Below are 15,912 nucleotides of genomic sequence, written 5' to 3'. Positions count from 1 at the left end.
CAAGGAAATCCCTATGATAACCACTTCCATAACCACTCTCCGCGACAGGGAATTTACAGGCTGGTTTTGGTGAGTCGCTGTGAAAGTCGACTACAACCGACCCAACAAGCACCGATGACCGCTCCGGACTGCCCCGCCAGCAGGAGCCAGAGACTGAGATCAAAGATGGTCGGCATATCGATTTCATCCAGCGAATAGAACGAACTCACAAGCGCCCCCAACGCCCCCACCAGCATCATCGCCGCGCATGTTTTCCAGTAAATGCGCCATTTCATGGCGCGAAATCCACTCCAGACCGAAAATACCAGCCCGAGCAGATAAAGCCCCGCCACCATGGCAAGACTGATCAGCTCGCTGTTGGTCCACACATTCGGATCACTTTCCATATTCGACACCATTTTTCACCCCACCCCCGCCCTCGCAATCAAAAAATTGCGATGCAATTACCAATTAAAATTGATCATAGAATCGAAGTTAATTGATATTTGCAAAGTCGAATATGGGTCGAGTATTGAAATTCCAAACAAGCCGCGCAATAGCCAGCCCCAGGCACTGCAACGGAACCGCTGAGCAAGCGTAGCGAGCGACGCAAGGTCAGGGTAAGAAGCGCAGTCGTACTCTGGTACGACGAGCATCGCAGCCCTGAGATTGCGCCACCCGGCAACCGTCCTTTCTACGCACCACGCCGCAATCCGCGTTCCTACCCACAACTCCGGAACCGCTGAGTAAACGTAGCGAGCGACGCAATGTCAGGGTAAGAAGCGCAGTCGTACTTGAGTACGACGAGCATCGCAGCCCTGAGATTGCGCCACCCGGCAACCGTCCTTTCTACGCACCACGCCGCAACCCGCGTTCCTACCCACAACTCCGGAACCGCTGAGTAAGCGTAGCGAGCGATGCAAGGTCAGGGTAAGAAGCGCAGTCGTACTTGAGTACGACGAGCATCGCAGCCCTGAGATTGCGCCGCGCAGTAGCTTAATCAGCGGTTCCTAGGTGCGCAGGCGGCTTTCGTAGAGTGCCGCAATGAGGTCGGTCTGACTGATGATGCCCACCAGCTTGCCCTCGTCGTTCACCACAGGAAGTACGTGATGGCCGTGGTTAGACATCAAGGCGACGATTTCCACGATGGGCTGGTCCTGCCTGACCTTGGTCGCATCGGTCAGCATGATTTGCCCCACGACTTCCGGTTTTCTGGAGTGCGCGCGCGGTACGACTCGCAGCAGCTGCCGCAGTTTTTTTTCAATTTGCGCATAGTTGCGCGGCGCTACATGACGGATGAAGTCGGAGCGACTGATCATGCCGATGACGTGACCGCCGTTCCCCACGACGGGCAGGGCCTCGAGATCATGTTCCCGCAATAATTTCCAGGCATCCAGCAGGGTGGTTGCGAACTCGACGCGGAAGACGACACTGGACATGATGTCCTTGCAAGTAACGACGACAAATCTGCGCTGGTAGGCCGCCATTTCGGTTTCATAGAGAATTTTTCCCAGATCGTCACGACTGATAGCGAGCACCTGGTTATAGCGGCGCAATACGGCGTCCAGATCGTCGGCGGAAAACCCGATGCGTGCCATCGGCTGCGGATTTTCCCCGGGTTGTTGTCTCACTGGATCGGCCCTGCTTGCATGGGGATACCGGCGTCCCGTCGCGTTGTTGAACAAGACTCCGATCAGTAATAGCAGCAAGGTATTGAGCGCCACCGGCGTCAGTAAGAAGTGGTATCCCAGATGCTGTACCGCCGGTCCGCCCAACACGGCGGTCAGGGCGATTGCACCGCTGGGCGGGTGCAGGCAGCGCCACCAGAACATGATGGCAATCGCCAGGGCGACTGCCAATCCTGCTGCGAGTATCGGTTCGCCGATGAGCTTGGCGCATGTCACGCCAACGAACGCGGAACAGAGATTGCCGCCAACGAGAGACCACGGCTGCGCCAGCGGACTTGCCGGCACAGCAAACAACAGCACGGCGGAAGCGCCCATAGGCGCAATCAGCCACAAGGCAGCACTATCGTTGTCCAGCATGAGGTAACTGCACAAACCGGTCAGCGTGATGCCGATCAGGGCGCCGGCACAGGCGCGCATGCGCTCGAAACGGTCGACTGTATTTTCTGCAGTGAAATAGGCGAGGACCCATTCGAATCGGTTTTTTATTGTCATTATCTGTGCGCCCCTTTTTTTCAAATATAGCATGGGGCGATATCAATAATGCCTCTCTTCCTCCCGTCTTTCCGTGTCAATACCATCCTGTTCGCTATCCAATAGTCTTTGACCCGCGATTCAATTTTTGCGGATAAGCATTCAACATTTCAGATGCCGCGCATCCGCTCCGGATGCCCAGCATTTACTACTGTTCAAGCTTTTTATCCAACATCACGTATGCTGTATTTGGCGTTAAAGATATTGCACAGACAATTAATAACAAAATGACAATAAAACAGGACTTGCGCAAAAGGCCACTGGACAGGCCTGTTGTTGCCGGCCGTCCATGTGGCAAGACATTGCGACAAGGCCAGCGGTTGCGTGAGTCCTATCAAAGAGGAGTACGGGATGAGGTGGAAAATTACATCGTTAATCGTCATGACGGCGGCGCTGCTTTGCGCCTGCGACCATTCCGTTGATGACAAGCTGGCAGCCATCAAAGCGGCTGAGCGTTCGCTCGACATGGCACCGGCTGTATTTGCAGAAAAATTCAACCAGACCTTACCGGAAGTGCTATTTCGCACCAAAGGCCCTGGTTCGGCGTCGAGGCGCATGGCGCGGCTTTACGTGATGGACGTTGATCGCTTTCTCACTAACGACCAGCCGCGCGTATTTGAAATCAGCGTCGGCATGACGCACACGACGCTGCTCGGCAGCATGACCACCGAGGGAAAATTAAAAACGGTAGGGGTCTTACTGACAGAACGCACGCAAGCTGCGCGTGATGAATTTTTCCTGTGCGCGGAAGCTACCGGCAAGGTCTTCGTCAACGAAGCCTTGCTACCGACAATCACCCGACTCACCAACAGCGCGCTGGACTTTCCCGGCCAGCGCGCGACCGAAGTCATCGGCGACAAAGTGTTTTCAACGGAAGTAACGGGACAAGGCTTGTTGTTTCAGATCGGACAAAAGCAGTAGAGGATTGATCGTCTCCGCTTAGCGGGGACGCATCTGCGCGAGATGTTCGCGCCACGCATCGGGTCGGCCCAACCAGAGTCCGGTATCGAGAACTTCCATGCGCCCATCCCGTTCCAGCGCAAAGGTAGGAAAACCGTGGCCGCCGACCTGCGACAGCAAACGGCGACTAACGGTGATGTGCTGTTGCAATTCATCGTCGTTAATACGTCCATACGCGGCGGCAAAAACTCCCTCATCCAATCCCAGTTCGACAGCCAACGCGTGCAGTACTGCCACATCGGCAATCCGTCGGCCTTCCGCGTAATGCGCTTGCTGCAGGCGGGCCAGCATGTCGAGTCCGCTTCCCGCCATCTCTTCTGCAGCAAGAATGGCGGCCGTCGGCGGCGCTGAATCGAATATCGCCTCCTCATCCAGCAGCAAGCCATTGAAGTAGGCAGCGCCGAACTCCTGCCCGGTCAGATCCGCAATACGATGATCGTGCGGCATCACATAGTTGCGCCAGCCAGGACCGCCCTGCTTGCAATTGGCTCCGGTCATCATGCCACCGGCGTGACCGACCACCGGCAAGACCGTGCGCGCCGCAGCGACCAGCGGCGCAGCGCCGTAACACCAGCCGCACAGCGGGTCGTAAATGTAATGCAAGACGGCCGTATTAAGGCTCATGGCGCAGTTCCTCGTTAAAGATGATTAATAACCTACCGTGAAGCGCTGACGGATATGCGCCGGATTTTCCAGCTCATCGAGCAAGGCAAATATGTGTCCGGCAATGGGTCACAGTTACGGAGATTTTCTATCGCTCCGAATCGTTCCGTTCGCTTGCGCAGGCGAGGCGAAGGAAAAGTGTTGCGCCAGGCTGGCGATGTCGGCAGCGACCAGCGCCGGATCGACGCAGTGCGGCAAATGCTCTGCCATGAACTGAATCAATTGCATCGCCACGTAGTGCAGGCGACGGTCTTTTCTGCTGACCAGATACCAGTTGCTTTCCAGCGGAAACCCCTCCACCGGCAAAATGACGAGTTGTTCGCGCCCTTCCTGCAGTGTGTGCGTCGAAATCACCGACAGCCCCAAGCCTGCGGCGACGCTAAGACGAATCGCCTCATTGCTCTCAATCTGCATCGTATCGCCCAGCTCAAGACCATGACCGATCAGCCAGGATTCGAACATCATGCGGGTGGCGGAACCGGGTTCGCGGATCAGGAAACGCTCTGCGCGCAATTCGGCAAAGCTGAGCTGCTTTTTGCCTGCGGCCCAGTGATCCAGCGGGGCAATGACTTGCAGAGGATTACGCAGGATGCGCGTGGCCTGCACGTCAATGCCACTGGGCGGATGGCTGAACACATACAAGTCGTCTTCCTGTCTGGCGAAGCGCCCCAGAATGTGCGCGCGGTTGCCAATATTGAGAGTGATTTTGACCTTTGGAAACTGGCGGTAAAACGCCCCCAGAATGCGCGGCACGACATATTTTGCCGTGGTGACAATGCCGATACTTAAGTTGCCTGAATGACCGCCACGGGCTTGTTCGATAAAACCGTTGAAATCGTCAAAGCGCCCCAGCACATCACACGCGGCGCGGTACAACTCTTCTCCGACGGGGGTCGCGACCATGCGGCCGTCACGGCTGTCAAACAAGGGCTCATCGACCGCTTCCGCCAGTTTTTTCAACTGCAAGGAAACCGTCGGCTGCGTCAAATGCAAGGCGCGAGCAGCCGCCGAAATGTTACCCAGCCGGACAACCTGGACGTAAACCTGCAGCAAGCGAAAACTCAGATGACGGACATTCATAGATTATTCTCTATGCAATAGTGTTAAACAATTTATAACTTAATATACCAAATCCCCCGCACAATTGCCTCCTTGATTCAATTTAGGAGAGGCAAAAATGCCGGATATCGTGATCGCTTTTTTTGCACTTGGCTTGTTGGCGGGCCTGATTAAAGCGGATTTGAAAGTACCGCAATCGATTTACGAAACGCTGTCGATATTGCTCATGCTGGTGCTTGGACTGAAGGGCGGAATGGCACTGCACGGTAAATTCGAACTGGGCATGCTGGCCGAATTGCTGCCGATCGCCGCGCTCGGATTGGCGCTGCCGTTTGTCTGCTACCCGATCTTGCGCAGAGTGGTGGGTTTATCGCTCGATGATGCCGTCAGCGTAGCGGCGCACTATGGCTCGGTCAGTGCCGGCACCTTCGCCGTGGTGCTGACGCTGGTTGAGAAATCCGGCATGCCGACCAATCCGCAAACGACGCTGTATTTAGTCATGCTTGAGCTGCCGTCCATCCTCATCATGTTGTGGTTTTATCGTCGGCACAGCAGCGCGGGCAGCAAAGGCAGCATCCTGCGCGAAGCATTGACTAGCCGCGGCGTGTTGCTGCTTGGCGGCGGGCTTCTGATCGGCTACCTGTATGGCCCGGTGGGACTGGCACCGATCAAGCCAGTTCTGCTCGATGGATTCATGACCATGCTGGCTTTGTTTTTGCTGGAAATGGGATTGTGTACCGCCAAAGTCTGCTCACCGCTGCCCTTGAAGCATTGGCGCTTGATGGTGTTCGCAGCGGGGATGCCATTCGCTCTGGCCTGGGTGGGTATTGCTGCGTCGCTGGTCTTGCGTTTGCCTGCTGGCAGCGCCGTGGTGCTCGCCAGTCTGACCGCCAGCGCCTCGTATATTGCCGCGCCGGCTGCAATTCGGGCCGCCATTCCCAACGCCAATATCGGCCTGGCCATGCTGGCCGCATTGGGGATTACCTTCCCCATCAACGTATTAGTTGGACTGCCGATTTACCAGCACTGGGTGCAGCTGTTTTATTAGGATGAGTGATTAGCTTGCATCGGTAAATCGGCAATTCCTCTTGTTTTTATTTGTATGTTTTACTTAACCACTGCGGTCAGACTAAAAACCTGATCGCCGTGAGTAATGCAAAGGCAGGCGGGATGCTTTTGTCATGCGTAGGAAATCAGCTTCCAGACCACGGCTTTGCCCCGATGCGGCGGCATTGTATTGTGCCGGGCAATCGGCGCTGTTGTGGGCGGCGCATCTTGCGATTCCCATATACCACTTTCAGGGCATTTTTGACCCGTTCCGACGGTTGTACCAATTGGAATCTTCACATTCATCTCCTATATGCAGCGAACCATTTCGCTGTCAGACCTCATGGACATGTGAAGAATTTTTTGGTTTCTTTCTGTATTAGGTACCTTGAATTTACTAGCATCATCCAATCAAAAAATAGGTCAAGTCATGGCATCCATCGCGCAGACATTCGTGCCTTACGCTGTGATGCACTGGAAAACCTTACGCTCAAATTGACTGTCGCGCGCTTACTCTCTGTCGTAAAGCGCCTTTGCTCCACGTCAGGATGGCGTCACTACTTCTGACCTTGTCTCAGTCTAGAACTGATTTTTCAACCCGCTGTGAATTAACTAAGTTAATGAGATTTTTGCCAGGAATTTCAGCATTTTTATACTAAGAAGCTGAGATTATTTATTCAAGTTGGCGAGACAAATTCTACCGCTAATTTGAGCCAATGAATCCAAGGAGGTGGATCGTGCTGCAATCTTGCATGGCTATGCTCACTAGCGCACTAAATAGTAATCCTAAATGTCATACGGGACTTCTCATACAGAAAAAAGTGTTTGGCGTTCCAATTGGGCCCTCCGGAGCTGCGGAAATTTTAGGGCTAATTTATGCGGACGACCCGACTTTTGGCTATTGGTATGCTCATATTATGGAACACCCTGATAAACCGAAAGTTTTTGTATCGACAATTGTATGGAGTACAAAACTGGTGAACGCGCCTTCGACTCACCTGCAGTTTGAGCGGTTTCGCTACTGGATCATGGATCGGCTTGAATATGAACCCTGCCTGTCTCAACGAGACGGCGATGTTTACTCTGAATCTAAAAGTTTAATCGGCGCGGCTACTGAACTCGCCATGATGGTCATCGAATTTGATATCAAAAAACGTTGTGGATGTGACAGCAAACTTGCTGACGGAAGTCAAGCAGACAATCGCATTCTTAATGTATATGGCATGACAGGGGCTTTTGACGAAAATGGCGCTTGGGCTCCTCCACCTATGCCAACTTTTTTAACTGTCGTAAAAAATCGACCGTAATCCAACCGGTATCTTGCGCTTTCCGTTGCTTATCTTCTTTCGATAATGGATAGGGATTGTCAGCGGTTTGGACCTCGCTTCCGTTCGGAAAAACCTTTTTCAGCGCCGTGGCTATCTGTTGATTCCAAAGTGCTGACGCAGTTGTTCCTCTGGGCTTAACAAAGACGAAGTGAAATTCATACCCTTTTGTTTTTTCAGCAGCTGCTTGGGTAAAATTTTCTAGGGTTAATAAAATATAGGGAATCAACCACAGCGGAATGTCAGCATAGGACCATATTTTTCTCCTATCGGCCTTTCGAATCATGGACCTGAATTTGGAGAGAGGCATATTGCCGGTCCGTGCCAAACTCCGGCAAAATGCATATGCGCTTTTAAGATTGTCGTCTTCAAAAAAAGCCTGACGCAGCTGTCTCCCTCTTTCATAGTCCCATGCATCCGGTGCCATCCCGGCAAACCTACTATCACCACGATTTGCTGAAGGACAATCATCTAACGGATCAAGGTCCTCCGCACGATTTTTATGATCGAATCTTGAAATCCCCCAGTTATGGACGCCGTACAGTTCAACGATTTCGGAACATTGAGGACAGTAGGGAAAGATACCTTTTTCCTTATAGTTTGAAGACGCTCGTTCATGAAACGCTTGAACGCTGACGAATGGCCCGTTAGGGTGCCCATAACACGCTGTTTCCATCTAGATCTCTCAATCGTTGTGGGCATAATCTTTGTTGAGAATATTAGTGCTCTCGGAATCTAGTATTCTTTTATAAATATGAGCGTCTGAGGTCAATCATAAACTGCCCGGTTAGTATAAATTCGTCCAGAAGTTAATGAGATAAATATCAGTAATTATTTAGGCAAATTAATCCGAGCTACCGTCACCTAAAGATCAAGTATTTCCGGACACTATATTAAGTTTTTGCTCGTCCACTGCCAGTGCAAGTCCGTCGCTGAACTCATGTGGCCGTATCCAGTTATATCGTTGCATCATCCCGATACGCTTGTTGTACTGTCAGGTAGCTCCTATTCGGATTTCAGACTCTGGAACAATCTTTCCATTAAGATATTGGAGAGGAAGGTCGCTGAGTGCCACGAAAAGACCGCCCAAGAAACGCCACTAATCCAAAAATGGATGTTCTTATCAAAGACCCGCCGCCGCCATGATCTCGGAAGCCACAGTATCAAGCGACCTGGCCAACCTAACGAGATTTTTCAACGTCAGATTTTTTTCGCCTCGCTCAACAGCGCCGATGTAAGTCCGGTGCAAGCCACATTCAAAAGACAGCTGTTCCTGAGACCATTCTTTGGCTAGCCGCTTGGCTCTGATGGCCATGCCTATTCTTTTTTCGGGTGCCAGTCTCTTGTCCATGCGGACATTACAATGATTTGCACCCTTTGAATCGACACTCTATTAATAGCAAAAACGTTGTAATATTCTTTCTGGCAATACGTTTCCAGAGGAAATGCATAAATTTTTTCAATTAAACTATCAGAGATACAAATTTATGAAGAAACTTCCCATCCTTACCTGCGCTTTGGCGTTGACCGCATCGATTCTTACCGGTTGCGTCAATGGCAATGCTTCCATGACCAATGAATCGGCCAGCAGCATCCAACAAAAGGTCATCAAAGGAAAAACCAACAAAACCGAGCTGCGCGCCACGTTTGGCGAACCGGCCGAGACCGGCATTAATGAGGGTAAGGAATATTGGGCGTATCAGATGGCTCAGAACAGCGTCCTCAGCTTCATTCCCTTCTCCTCCATAGTGACGGGCTCTAGCGGCATCACAGGTAAATACGTGCGCTTCGTATTCGATAAAAAAGGCATCGTCGAAAGCTACAGCGTGAGCGAACTCAAACTTTGGTTCAACAGACTTTCCTGTGGGTCACTGATGCCGGATAAAGATCAAGGCCACCACAATGGAAGTAAATGGCGATCTTGAAGTTGTCACGATTTCGGAAGCCACAGGCGCGTTTTTGTACAGTTGCAATCTTCGAATTCAATCCTTCTGCGACGGCATTGGTAATGCGATGATTAAAATAGGTCAAGATGTTGGGCAAGTGCCGGGCAACCAGTTTGGCCTTTTCAATCATGGGCGGCAGGCGGCTGTGCGTGGCCCAGAAATACCAGCGCTTCCAGAACCGTTTGGCCCAGCCGAGGCTTTGGTAAGCCCACATCCCCCGCAACGATTCCTTCAGCGCCCAGGCGCGGGCCGTTTTCAAGTTGCCGTGCTTGATCTGATCAAATCTGGCGCGTGCAGCTGCAGGCATGTTCTCGGCGCTGTAGAGCCACAGGTACTTGCTGCGCTTGAGTGTTTCGTCGCCCTGTTGCAGCAGTGTTTTGTGTTCCTCCTTGCGCACGCGATCGACACCGTTGCCGACATGCTGCATGATGTGGAAGCGATCAAATACCATCTTCTCCTGCGCCTGCGGAACGTGCGCTTTGCAGCCGCTGATGTACGCCGGCCACATGTCCAGGCTGATCGCCTCGATCCCAGCAAGTTGCTCCCTGCTATAGGCGGCAAAGTACGCCGCCAGGCTTTCCTGGGTACGACCTTCCCCGACATACTCCACCGTCGCTGCTTGCCGGTCGCACACCAGCGTCATGTACTGATGGCCTTTCGCAATCGCCTTCTCGTCGATACCAATCTGTCTTGGCACGGCGGCGCCTTTGGCCGCACGCCCGCGCAATACCGCGCGTTCCATCAGGTGCCACGCTTGATCCCAGCTAATGCGCAGGATCTGCGCTGCGCGTTTGACGTTGGCGGCCTGCAGCAACTCGATGGCCAACACTTCAAACAGATGCGTGAACCGACTGCCTTGCTCCGCCCACGGCAACCCAACTTGGCGCACACCGTGTTCGGGACACGAAATCCGCGGTGGCCGGGCATGCAAGTACGTCAGAAATTGGCAACTGTCCAGATGCCGCCAAACACGCTCCGCCAAATGGTCATAGACCGTGCACGACGCCGCGCAGTCAGGACACGCAAACCGGGTACCGGCAGGGTGCGCGACGTGCACGTCAACATGCAGCTTCGCCATGTCCAGATCAACTCGCTCCACCGTCCACGGTTCATTCAAACCCAACAAATTCTGGTACAGCTCCTTGCCTTCCATTGCGCTACTCCCTGGCTAAACCTGCGCCATAGCGTACCCCTTACCCACAGAAATGTCCGAAGAACCCAAACTTTAAACCTTTCAAAATGATAACTGCCGTCATGGCAAAAGCCTGGCGACGGTTATTTGAGGAGGAACACTATGTGGAAAGCCCAGGCATTCCCTCCAAAAAGCACCGATTTGCAGCAGCATTTTCAGAATTACTTCGAGCTCTTGCTCAACACGGAGCGCACCCGGCTAGAGCTGATCATCACGCGCGAAGAATCATCGTCGCCCGAAAGTGTAATGAGCGAAATCGAGCGACGGATTGATTACCTCAAGGGCGCGGTGCGCATGGGCAGGCTCCTTTGCCTGATCAATTCAGATGAGGCGAAATTGAAGCATCAAATTCTGATGAGCGAACGTGAGTCGCTTCTTGCTCACTGCGCGGCGTGTTGCTCAGCCCGCGAATCCGCCTAAAAGTGCAAGCGTATTTAGGCTATCTTATATTTCAATAATAAAATTTGGGTCGAACTGAACGTTTTCGGTTCCCCCTCCGCGCATCTTGTAGCCACACGGATTGCAGACCACGCGACATCGACCGATTCGATAATCGGAAGAGTCGTGCATGTGGCCATGAACCCATACATCCGCGAGGCTTGCGACCTCATCCAGACGGGACGCATAAGCTGATGAAACGCGGTCGAAACTGTATTGATCGGCAACGGACAGCATGGACGGTGCCATATGCGTAATGACCACTGTCGATCCGACGAAAGGCTCGGCAAGTTTCCGCAGAAGCCAGGACTTATCTTCCGCATGGAGTTGCGCCGTATCGCTGGAGCGCAATTTCCGGTAATTTTTCTTGGCCAAACGAATCAGCTTGTAATCCGCCATGGCCGCCTCTGCAGCCCGCATACTGGCTTGGCGTTCATCGTCACCAAGTAACCGGAAATCAGTCCATAAGGTCGCGCCAAGAAAGCGGACATTGCCCAACAGGTATTCGCCACGGTTAAGGAAGTGAACATTCTTCGACGCTTCACATGCCGCTTGGATTTCATCCGGCACATCTTCCAGATTTTTACTGTAGGCCTCATGATTGCCGTGAACGTACATCACCGGTATCTCAGAAAAGGTCCTCGCAGCCCACTCCACGGCTTTAGCGCCTTTATTGATATCCCCGGCAAGAATCACCACGTCCGGCAAGCTAATCTCTGGATTGATAACCGGGGCATGTTCGCGCCACAGTTCATGATGTAGATCTGAGAGGATTAGTAAGCGCATGTTCTGGCCATTTGTTCTGAGTCTTTCATAACGAATTACAACCGCATATTTATTCCGGTTTTTTGGTACGTGGAGAGGATCAATCTGATCCGCTTCCTCACGCGAACATCGCCAATGCCCGGATAGTCGGGCACATCAAGTCACGATGATATATCCGGTCTTTCTCGGTACGCATAACGATTTGCGCGTGCATCGTAAAGCGCGTGATGTTGCGGGAAATTATTTTTCTTGTGAAACGTATAGGAAAGCAATTCGTTTATATTTCGTACGACGTTTCGCGGCCTACACCACTCCGGTACCCGATATTCCAATGTATCGTTAAACAAGTCCCAATCTGTTTGATAATCAAAACAGATTTCTAATTGTTCATGTTGCCCTTTGACTTTTTCCAACCACGTCAGCAGCCGTTCTGGCAACGCCTCTTGAGAACAAGCTGCGTCAGGAAAACGTCCAAGTAGCGGAATGACGGCTTCGTGCACGAATGGGCTGCATTCATTCGGCGGATAAGGAATTTCCGCATAAAATTCTTCGCCGGAATCAGCTACCATTCCGATGCTAATGAGAGATACGTTGATAAAATCCGTGAATTCCGTATCGATGAAGACCTTAAACGACATTGCGTATCTTTCATCAAATCAAATAGCGCGCTAATCGGGGTTCGAGGAGATTTGATGAGCATACTGAAATTTATCTTTCCTGCGCACGCTTTGATCCATTTCTTAAAATATATTATTTTATCGGCTAATAATTAAATCAAAGTGCTGACTATTGTCGGTTGAGATATCTCGTTCTGCCCGATACTATCTGTCAGTCATTCTCCATGAAGGAGCAACATGCCGGTCCGAAAAATACCGAAAAACTACCTAGGAGTCACAGGCGGTTTCGCCAGCAAGAAGAACGGGCAGATGCTAGGCTTCGAATCGCTGCTCGAGAAAGAGTACATGCTCTTGCTGGAGTTCGATGAAACCGTGGAGAGTTTCGAGGAACAACCCGTTTCCATCCCGATTCCCGGAACGAAAAATTCTTACACTCCTGATTTACTGGTTCGCTTTCATCCGGTTGTCCAACAGACGGTTGCTCAGCGGCCGTGCCTTGTTGAAGTCAAGCATACGGACGACCTAACAAAAAATTCTAAAAAATATGCTCCTAAATTTGAATTGGCCACGGCATATGCGGCGGTTAATAATTGGGATTTTCGAATTGTCACTCAAAAAGATATCCGTATACCCAAGTTAAGTAATCTGAAATTTTTACGCGAATACCGCAATATCAATCCGGCGGAATCGGATTTAGGTCAGGCTTTGGAGGCGTTAAAGGGACTTCGAAGCCCGGCGTCGTTTAATACGATGATCGATAAATTACTGACCGACAGCCAAGACAAGCTGTATTGGATACCGATCATTTGGCATTTAATAGTAACCAAAGAGATTCACACCGATTTGGACACGCCTTTCTCCGACAACATACTCATATGGCTGCCGCAGGTGAGCAATGGCTGAACAACAAAGCACAGTGCTGCGCCTGGACAAGGGCGCAACGGTAACAAGCAATGGTCGAGACTACGTCATCGTTGCGGTGGCCGATCTGAATCTGTTGCTCGCGCGGGAAGTCGGTTCCGGTGAAAAGGTTTTACTCAAAATCACCGATCTCAGCACGAAAAAGTTTTCTAAAGTGATCGCCAAGACGTCGAAAAATGATTCCACAGATCTGTTGGAGACATCAAGCGAGGATTGGCTGATCGCAGAAAAGCATCGCGAGATCATCGATCCGTTGCTGGAGCCGCAAGACCGCGCCAGTGTTTTGTACGCAAAAATAGCAGAGGAAAGCGGCGTGAGCCGCGCCACGCTATATCGTTGGGTTCAAGCTTTTCGCAATACCGGCTTGCTATCATCCTTGCTCCCTACAAAACGCGATGGCGGTCGCGGCCGAGGTCGGCTTTCCGACGAGGTCGAAGCGATTATCAAAGATTGCATCGAGAACTATCATTTGACGGATCAGCAGCGCTCAGTGAGCGCAACGGCTGAAGAAGTCCGCCGTTTATGCTCGAATGCAAATTTTCCATTGCCTGATGCATCGACGGTACGGCGGCGAATTCTGTGGATAACCGAAAGGGAGCTCCTCAGTCGGCGTAAAGGTACTCGCGCGGCTGAACAACGTTTCGATCCTAACATCAGCAGCATTCCCGACGCTGAGTGGCCGCTGGCCATGGTGCAGATCGATCACACCCTATTACCTGTCATGATCGTCGACGACATATCGCGTCTGTCGATCGGTCGCGCATGGATCACTCTCGCTATCGACGTATCAAGTCGGATGAATCTGGGCATGTGCCTGACATTGGATCCGCCGTCGGCGATGTCGGCCGGCATGTGCGTCTCGCACGCGATAATAGGTAAAGAGAAGTGGCTCGCCGAGTTAGCGGAAGATGTCGAATGGCCCTGTTGGGGCGTCATGGGCACGTTGCACATGGATAACGCCCGTGAATTCCGCGGCGATATGCTGAAAGTAGCTTGCGCAGAATATGACATCGATCTGCATCTGCGTCCGGTGAAAAAGCCGCGCTATGGGGCGCACATCGAACGGCTGATGGGAACGGTCTCCGAGGCGCTCAAAACGTTGGACGGAGCGACATTCTCCGGACCGAAGGAAAAAGGCGAATACGATTCTGAGGTGCGGGCGTTTCTCACACTGGCTGAACTCGAAAAGTGGTTGGTACTATTTTTCGGGCGTTACCACCGGCGCATTCATGCCGGAATCGGTACGACACCCTTGCAGAAGTGGCGCGAAGGTTTATTGGGCGGTAACGGTCGGCCTGCGCGCGGATTGCCCGCCCGTCGGCTTGATGAAGAGAAAATCCGCCTAGACTTCATGCCCTTCGAGGAACGTACGGTCCAGGACTACGGCATCGTGATTGATGACGTACATTATTTCCATGACGTGCTGCGGCCTTGGATCAACGTACCGGATCCGCACTTTCCGCGTCATCGCCGTAAATTCCGGTTCAAGCGAGACCTACGAGACATCAGCCACGTCTATTTCTTCGATCCAGAGGTTAAACGGTACTGCGCTATCCCTTATCGGGATCTCAGCCTGCCGCCGGTGAGTATTTGGGAGCTGCGTGACGCGAAAGCGCGAGCGCGTGAGTTGGGGATTCCGACCGATCACGAGAAAGAGGTATTTGCGCTCATTAATCGCCAGCGCGAGCTGGAATCCGATGCTGCGCATAAAACCAAAGTAGCGCGTCGTAACGTCCAAAAACGTGCGGAACACGAGAAAGCGAGAAAGAAGAACGCGGCCGATCTGCCAACGGTAAGTACGCCGGGGCCGTCCGGTCCTCCTTCTGCGGTTCGCGGATACGATCCGTCCAAGGTAAAGCCGCTTGAGGATGAGTACTGACATGCCGACGGATTATCCACATCTCAACGATGTCGCCACCGATCAAATGGCATGGACGGCCGCCGAGCGTATCCGCTCCATTCAGGAAGGATCTTGGTTGCCCTATGCGCGCGCGAAGGAAGTCATCGGGCGCATGGAGGATCTATTGAACTATCCTCGCATTACACGAATGCCCAACATGCTCTTGGTCGGGCCATCCTTTAGCGGGAAGACTTCTATTCTTGAGCGGTTTGTAAATACGCATCCGCCCGATATTGATCCGGACGGAGAATGCACCATTTGTCCGGTGGTGATGGTGGAGGCGCCGACTAAGCCCGATGCATCCGATTTCTACAGTCGCATCCTGCAGGCGTTAATGTCGCCCTATAAACCGACCTCGTCGCCGGCGGAACGATACTATCAAGTCAAAGTGCTGTTTGCGCAATTGAAGGTGCGTCTGCTCATCATTGACGAAATCCAGCATTTGATTGCCGGGAGTCTGAACCGACAGCGTGAATTTAGAAATGCGATCAAAAGTCTGGGTAATGAAACCAAGGTAACGATTGTTGCTGCCGGTGTTGAGGATGCGTTTAATGCTTTCAATATCGACCCGCAGATGTCGAGCCGTTTCGTGCCTGAAGTGTTGACCAGATGGCGTGCTGATGAGACGTTCGGTAGTTTGCTCGCGACGCTTGAGCGCCGCACCCCGCTCAGATATCCATCGGGACTCGACGAGCCCGGATTGATGCTGAGAATCCATTCGCTAAGTGAAGGGATGCTAGGGGATTTCTGCGATTTGATTAAAACGGCAGCGATTGACGCTATTCGAAGCGGCGCAGAGCGGATCACGCTCGATCAGATCGCCGATCTCCAGTGGACGCCGCCGTCCAAGCGTAAGCAGTCTGTTCGTCCCAACTAATTAT

17 protein-coding genes are annotated in these 15,912 nt (G+C 52.2%); 8 read left to right on the top strand and 9 right to left on the bottom strand.

What is annotated here, in order from left to right; all coding sequences use genetic code 11:
- Positions 1–53: 53 nt before the first annotated feature.
- The gene (locus RGU70_RS02950; RefSeq protein ID WP_322207926.1) at positions 54–386 is read right to left on the bottom strand and encodes a hypothetical protein; all 333 of its coding nucleotides are present in this window, start codon (positions 384–386) and stop codon (positions 54–56) included.
- A 603-nt stretch (positions 387–989) separates the two neighbouring features.
- Entirely contained in the window at positions 990–2,159 is a 1,170-nt protein-coding gene (locus tag RGU70_RS02945) for an HPP family protein (protein WP_322207925.1), read from the bottom strand.
- A 390-nt stretch (positions 2,160–2,549) separates the two neighbouring features.
- On the opposite strand from RGU70_RS02945, the gene RGU70_RS02940 reads away from it, so the two are divergent.
- Positions 2,550–3,119 (top strand): aldehyde dehydrogenase, encoded by a 570-nt coding sequence (locus RGU70_RS02940; RefSeq protein WP_322207924.1) that lies wholly within the window; start codon positions 2,550–2,552, stop codon positions 3,117–3,119.
- An 18-nt stretch (positions 3,120–3,137) separates the two neighbouring features.
- On the opposite strand, the gene RGU70_RS02935 is transcribed toward RGU70_RS02940, so the two are convergent.
- A complete protein-coding gene (locus tag RGU70_RS02935; RefSeq protein WP_322207923.1) occupies positions 3,138–3,782 on the bottom strand; it encodes a DsbA family protein in 645 nt (214 codons plus the stop codon).
- Between the two features lie 114 nt (positions 3,783–3,896).
- Positions 3,897–4,901: a LysR family transcriptional regulator gene (locus tag RGU70_RS02930; protein ID WP_322207922.1), complete on the bottom strand. Its 1,005-nt coding sequence runs from the start codon at positions 4,899–4,901 to the stop codon at positions 3,897–3,899.
- A gap of 97 nt (positions 4,902–4,998) precedes the next feature.
- Between RGU70_RS02930 and RGU70_RS02925 the strand changes: the two genes are divergently transcribed.
- Positions 4,999–5,928, top strand: coding sequence for a sodium-dependent bicarbonate transport family permease (locus tag RGU70_RS02925; RefSeq protein WP_322207921.1), 930 nt, complete (start codon positions 4,999–5,001; stop codon positions 5,926–5,928).
- Positions 5,929–6,679: 751 nt separating this feature from the next.
- The gene (locus RGU70_RS02920) at positions 6,680–7,234 is read left to right on the top strand and encodes a hypothetical protein (protein WP_322207920.1); all 555 of its coding nucleotides are present in this window, start codon (positions 6,680–6,682) and stop codon (positions 7,232–7,234) included.
- Here RGU70_RS02920 and RGU70_RS02915 read toward each other — a convergent pair.
- Together RGU70_RS02915 and RGU70_RS02905 are read right to left on the bottom strand one after the other, a co-directional pair.
- Positions 7,194–7,928 carry a hypothetical protein gene (locus RGU70_RS02915; protein ID WP_322207919.1) on the bottom strand — a complete coding sequence of 245 codons (735 nt, stop codon included), beginning with the start codon at positions 7,926–7,928 and terminating at the stop codon, positions 7,194–7,196. The two genes, RGU70_RS02920 and RGU70_RS02915, sit on opposite strands and share 41 nt — an antisense overlap.
- Positions 7,929–8,375: 447 nt before the next feature.
- On the bottom strand, positions 8,376–8,567 hold the full coding sequence (locus RGU70_RS02905) for a helix-turn-helix transcriptional regulator (RefSeq protein ID WP_322207918.1): 192 nt from the start codon (positions 8,565–8,567) through the stop codon (positions 8,376–8,378).
- A gap of 172 nt (positions 8,568–8,739) precedes the next feature.
- On the opposite strand from RGU70_RS02905, the gene RGU70_RS02900 reads away from it, so the two are divergent.
- Positions 8,740–9,177: a hypothetical protein gene (locus RGU70_RS02900; RefSeq protein WP_322207917.1), complete on the top strand. Its 438-nt coding sequence runs from the start codon at positions 8,740–8,742 to the stop codon at positions 9,175–9,177.
- On the opposite strand, the gene RGU70_RS02895 is transcribed toward RGU70_RS02900, so the two are convergent.
- Positions 9,101–10,351 carry an ISL3 family transposase gene (locus tag RGU70_RS02895; RefSeq protein WP_322207916.1) on the bottom strand — a complete coding sequence of 417 codons (1,251 nt, stop codon included), beginning with the start codon at positions 10,349–10,351 and terminating at the stop codon, positions 9,101–9,103. The genes RGU70_RS02900 and RGU70_RS02895 overlap by 77 nt on opposite strands.
- A 141-nt stretch (positions 10,352–10,492) precedes the next feature.
- Here RGU70_RS02895 and RGU70_RS02890 point away from each other — a divergent pair, with 141 nt between their 5' ends.
- Complete coding sequence (locus tag RGU70_RS02890) at positions 10,493–10,810, top strand: hypothetical protein (RefSeq protein ID WP_322207915.1); 318 nt, start codon at positions 10,493–10,495, stop codon at positions 10,808–10,810.
- A 24-nt stretch (positions 10,811–10,834) separates the two neighbouring features.
- Here the strand turns inward: RGU70_RS02890 and RGU70_RS02885 are convergent, their stop codons facing one another.
- Both RGU70_RS02885 and RGU70_RS02880 read right to left on the bottom strand, forming a co-directional pair.
- Positions 10,835–11,614 carry a metallophosphoesterase family protein gene (locus tag RGU70_RS02885; RefSeq protein ID WP_322207914.1) on the bottom strand — a complete coding sequence of 260 codons (780 nt, stop codon included), beginning with the start codon at positions 11,612–11,614 and terminating at the stop codon, positions 10,835–10,837.
- Between the two features lie 140 nt (positions 11,615–11,754).
- Positions 11,755–12,231 carry a 3'-5' exoribonuclease gene (locus RGU70_RS02880; protein WP_322207913.1) on the bottom strand — a complete coding sequence of 159 codons (477 nt, stop codon included), beginning with the start codon at positions 12,229–12,231 and terminating at the stop codon, positions 11,755–11,757.
- Between the two features lie 216 nt (positions 12,232–12,447).
- On the opposite strand from RGU70_RS02880, the gene RGU70_RS02875 reads away from it, so the two are divergent.
- Genes RGU70_RS02875 through RGU70_RS02865 form a run of 3 tightly spaced genes read left to right on the top strand, consistent with a single transcriptional unit; the run spans position 12,448 to position 15,908 of the window.
- Positions 12,448–13,113 carry a TnsA endonuclease N-terminal domain-containing protein gene (locus RGU70_RS02875; protein WP_322207912.1) on the top strand — a complete coding sequence of 222 codons (666 nt, stop codon included), beginning with the start codon at positions 12,448–12,450 and terminating at the stop codon, positions 13,111–13,113.
- Positions 13,106–15,010, top strand: coding sequence for a helix-turn-helix domain-containing protein (locus tag RGU70_RS02870; protein WP_322207911.1), 1,905 nt, complete (start codon positions 13,106–13,108; stop codon positions 15,008–15,010). Before RGU70_RS02875 ends, RGU70_RS02870 begins: the two co-directional genes overlap by 8 nt.
- Position 15,011: 1 nt before the next feature.
- Positions 15,012–15,908, top strand: coding sequence for a TniB family NTP-binding protein (locus tag RGU70_RS02865; RefSeq protein ID WP_322207910.1), 897 nt, complete (start codon positions 15,012–15,014; stop codon positions 15,906–15,908).
- The last annotated feature ends 4 nt before the right edge of the window (positions 15,909–15,912 follow it).

Source organism: Herbaspirillum sp. RTI4, from assembly GCF_034313965.1.
Taxonomy (GTDB): domain Bacteria; phylum Pseudomonadota; class Gammaproteobacteria; order Burkholderiales; family Burkholderiaceae_D; genus Herbaspirillum.
Note: the sequence above shows the minus strand (reverse complement) of the source record. Positions and strands in the feature narration are given on the sequence as shown.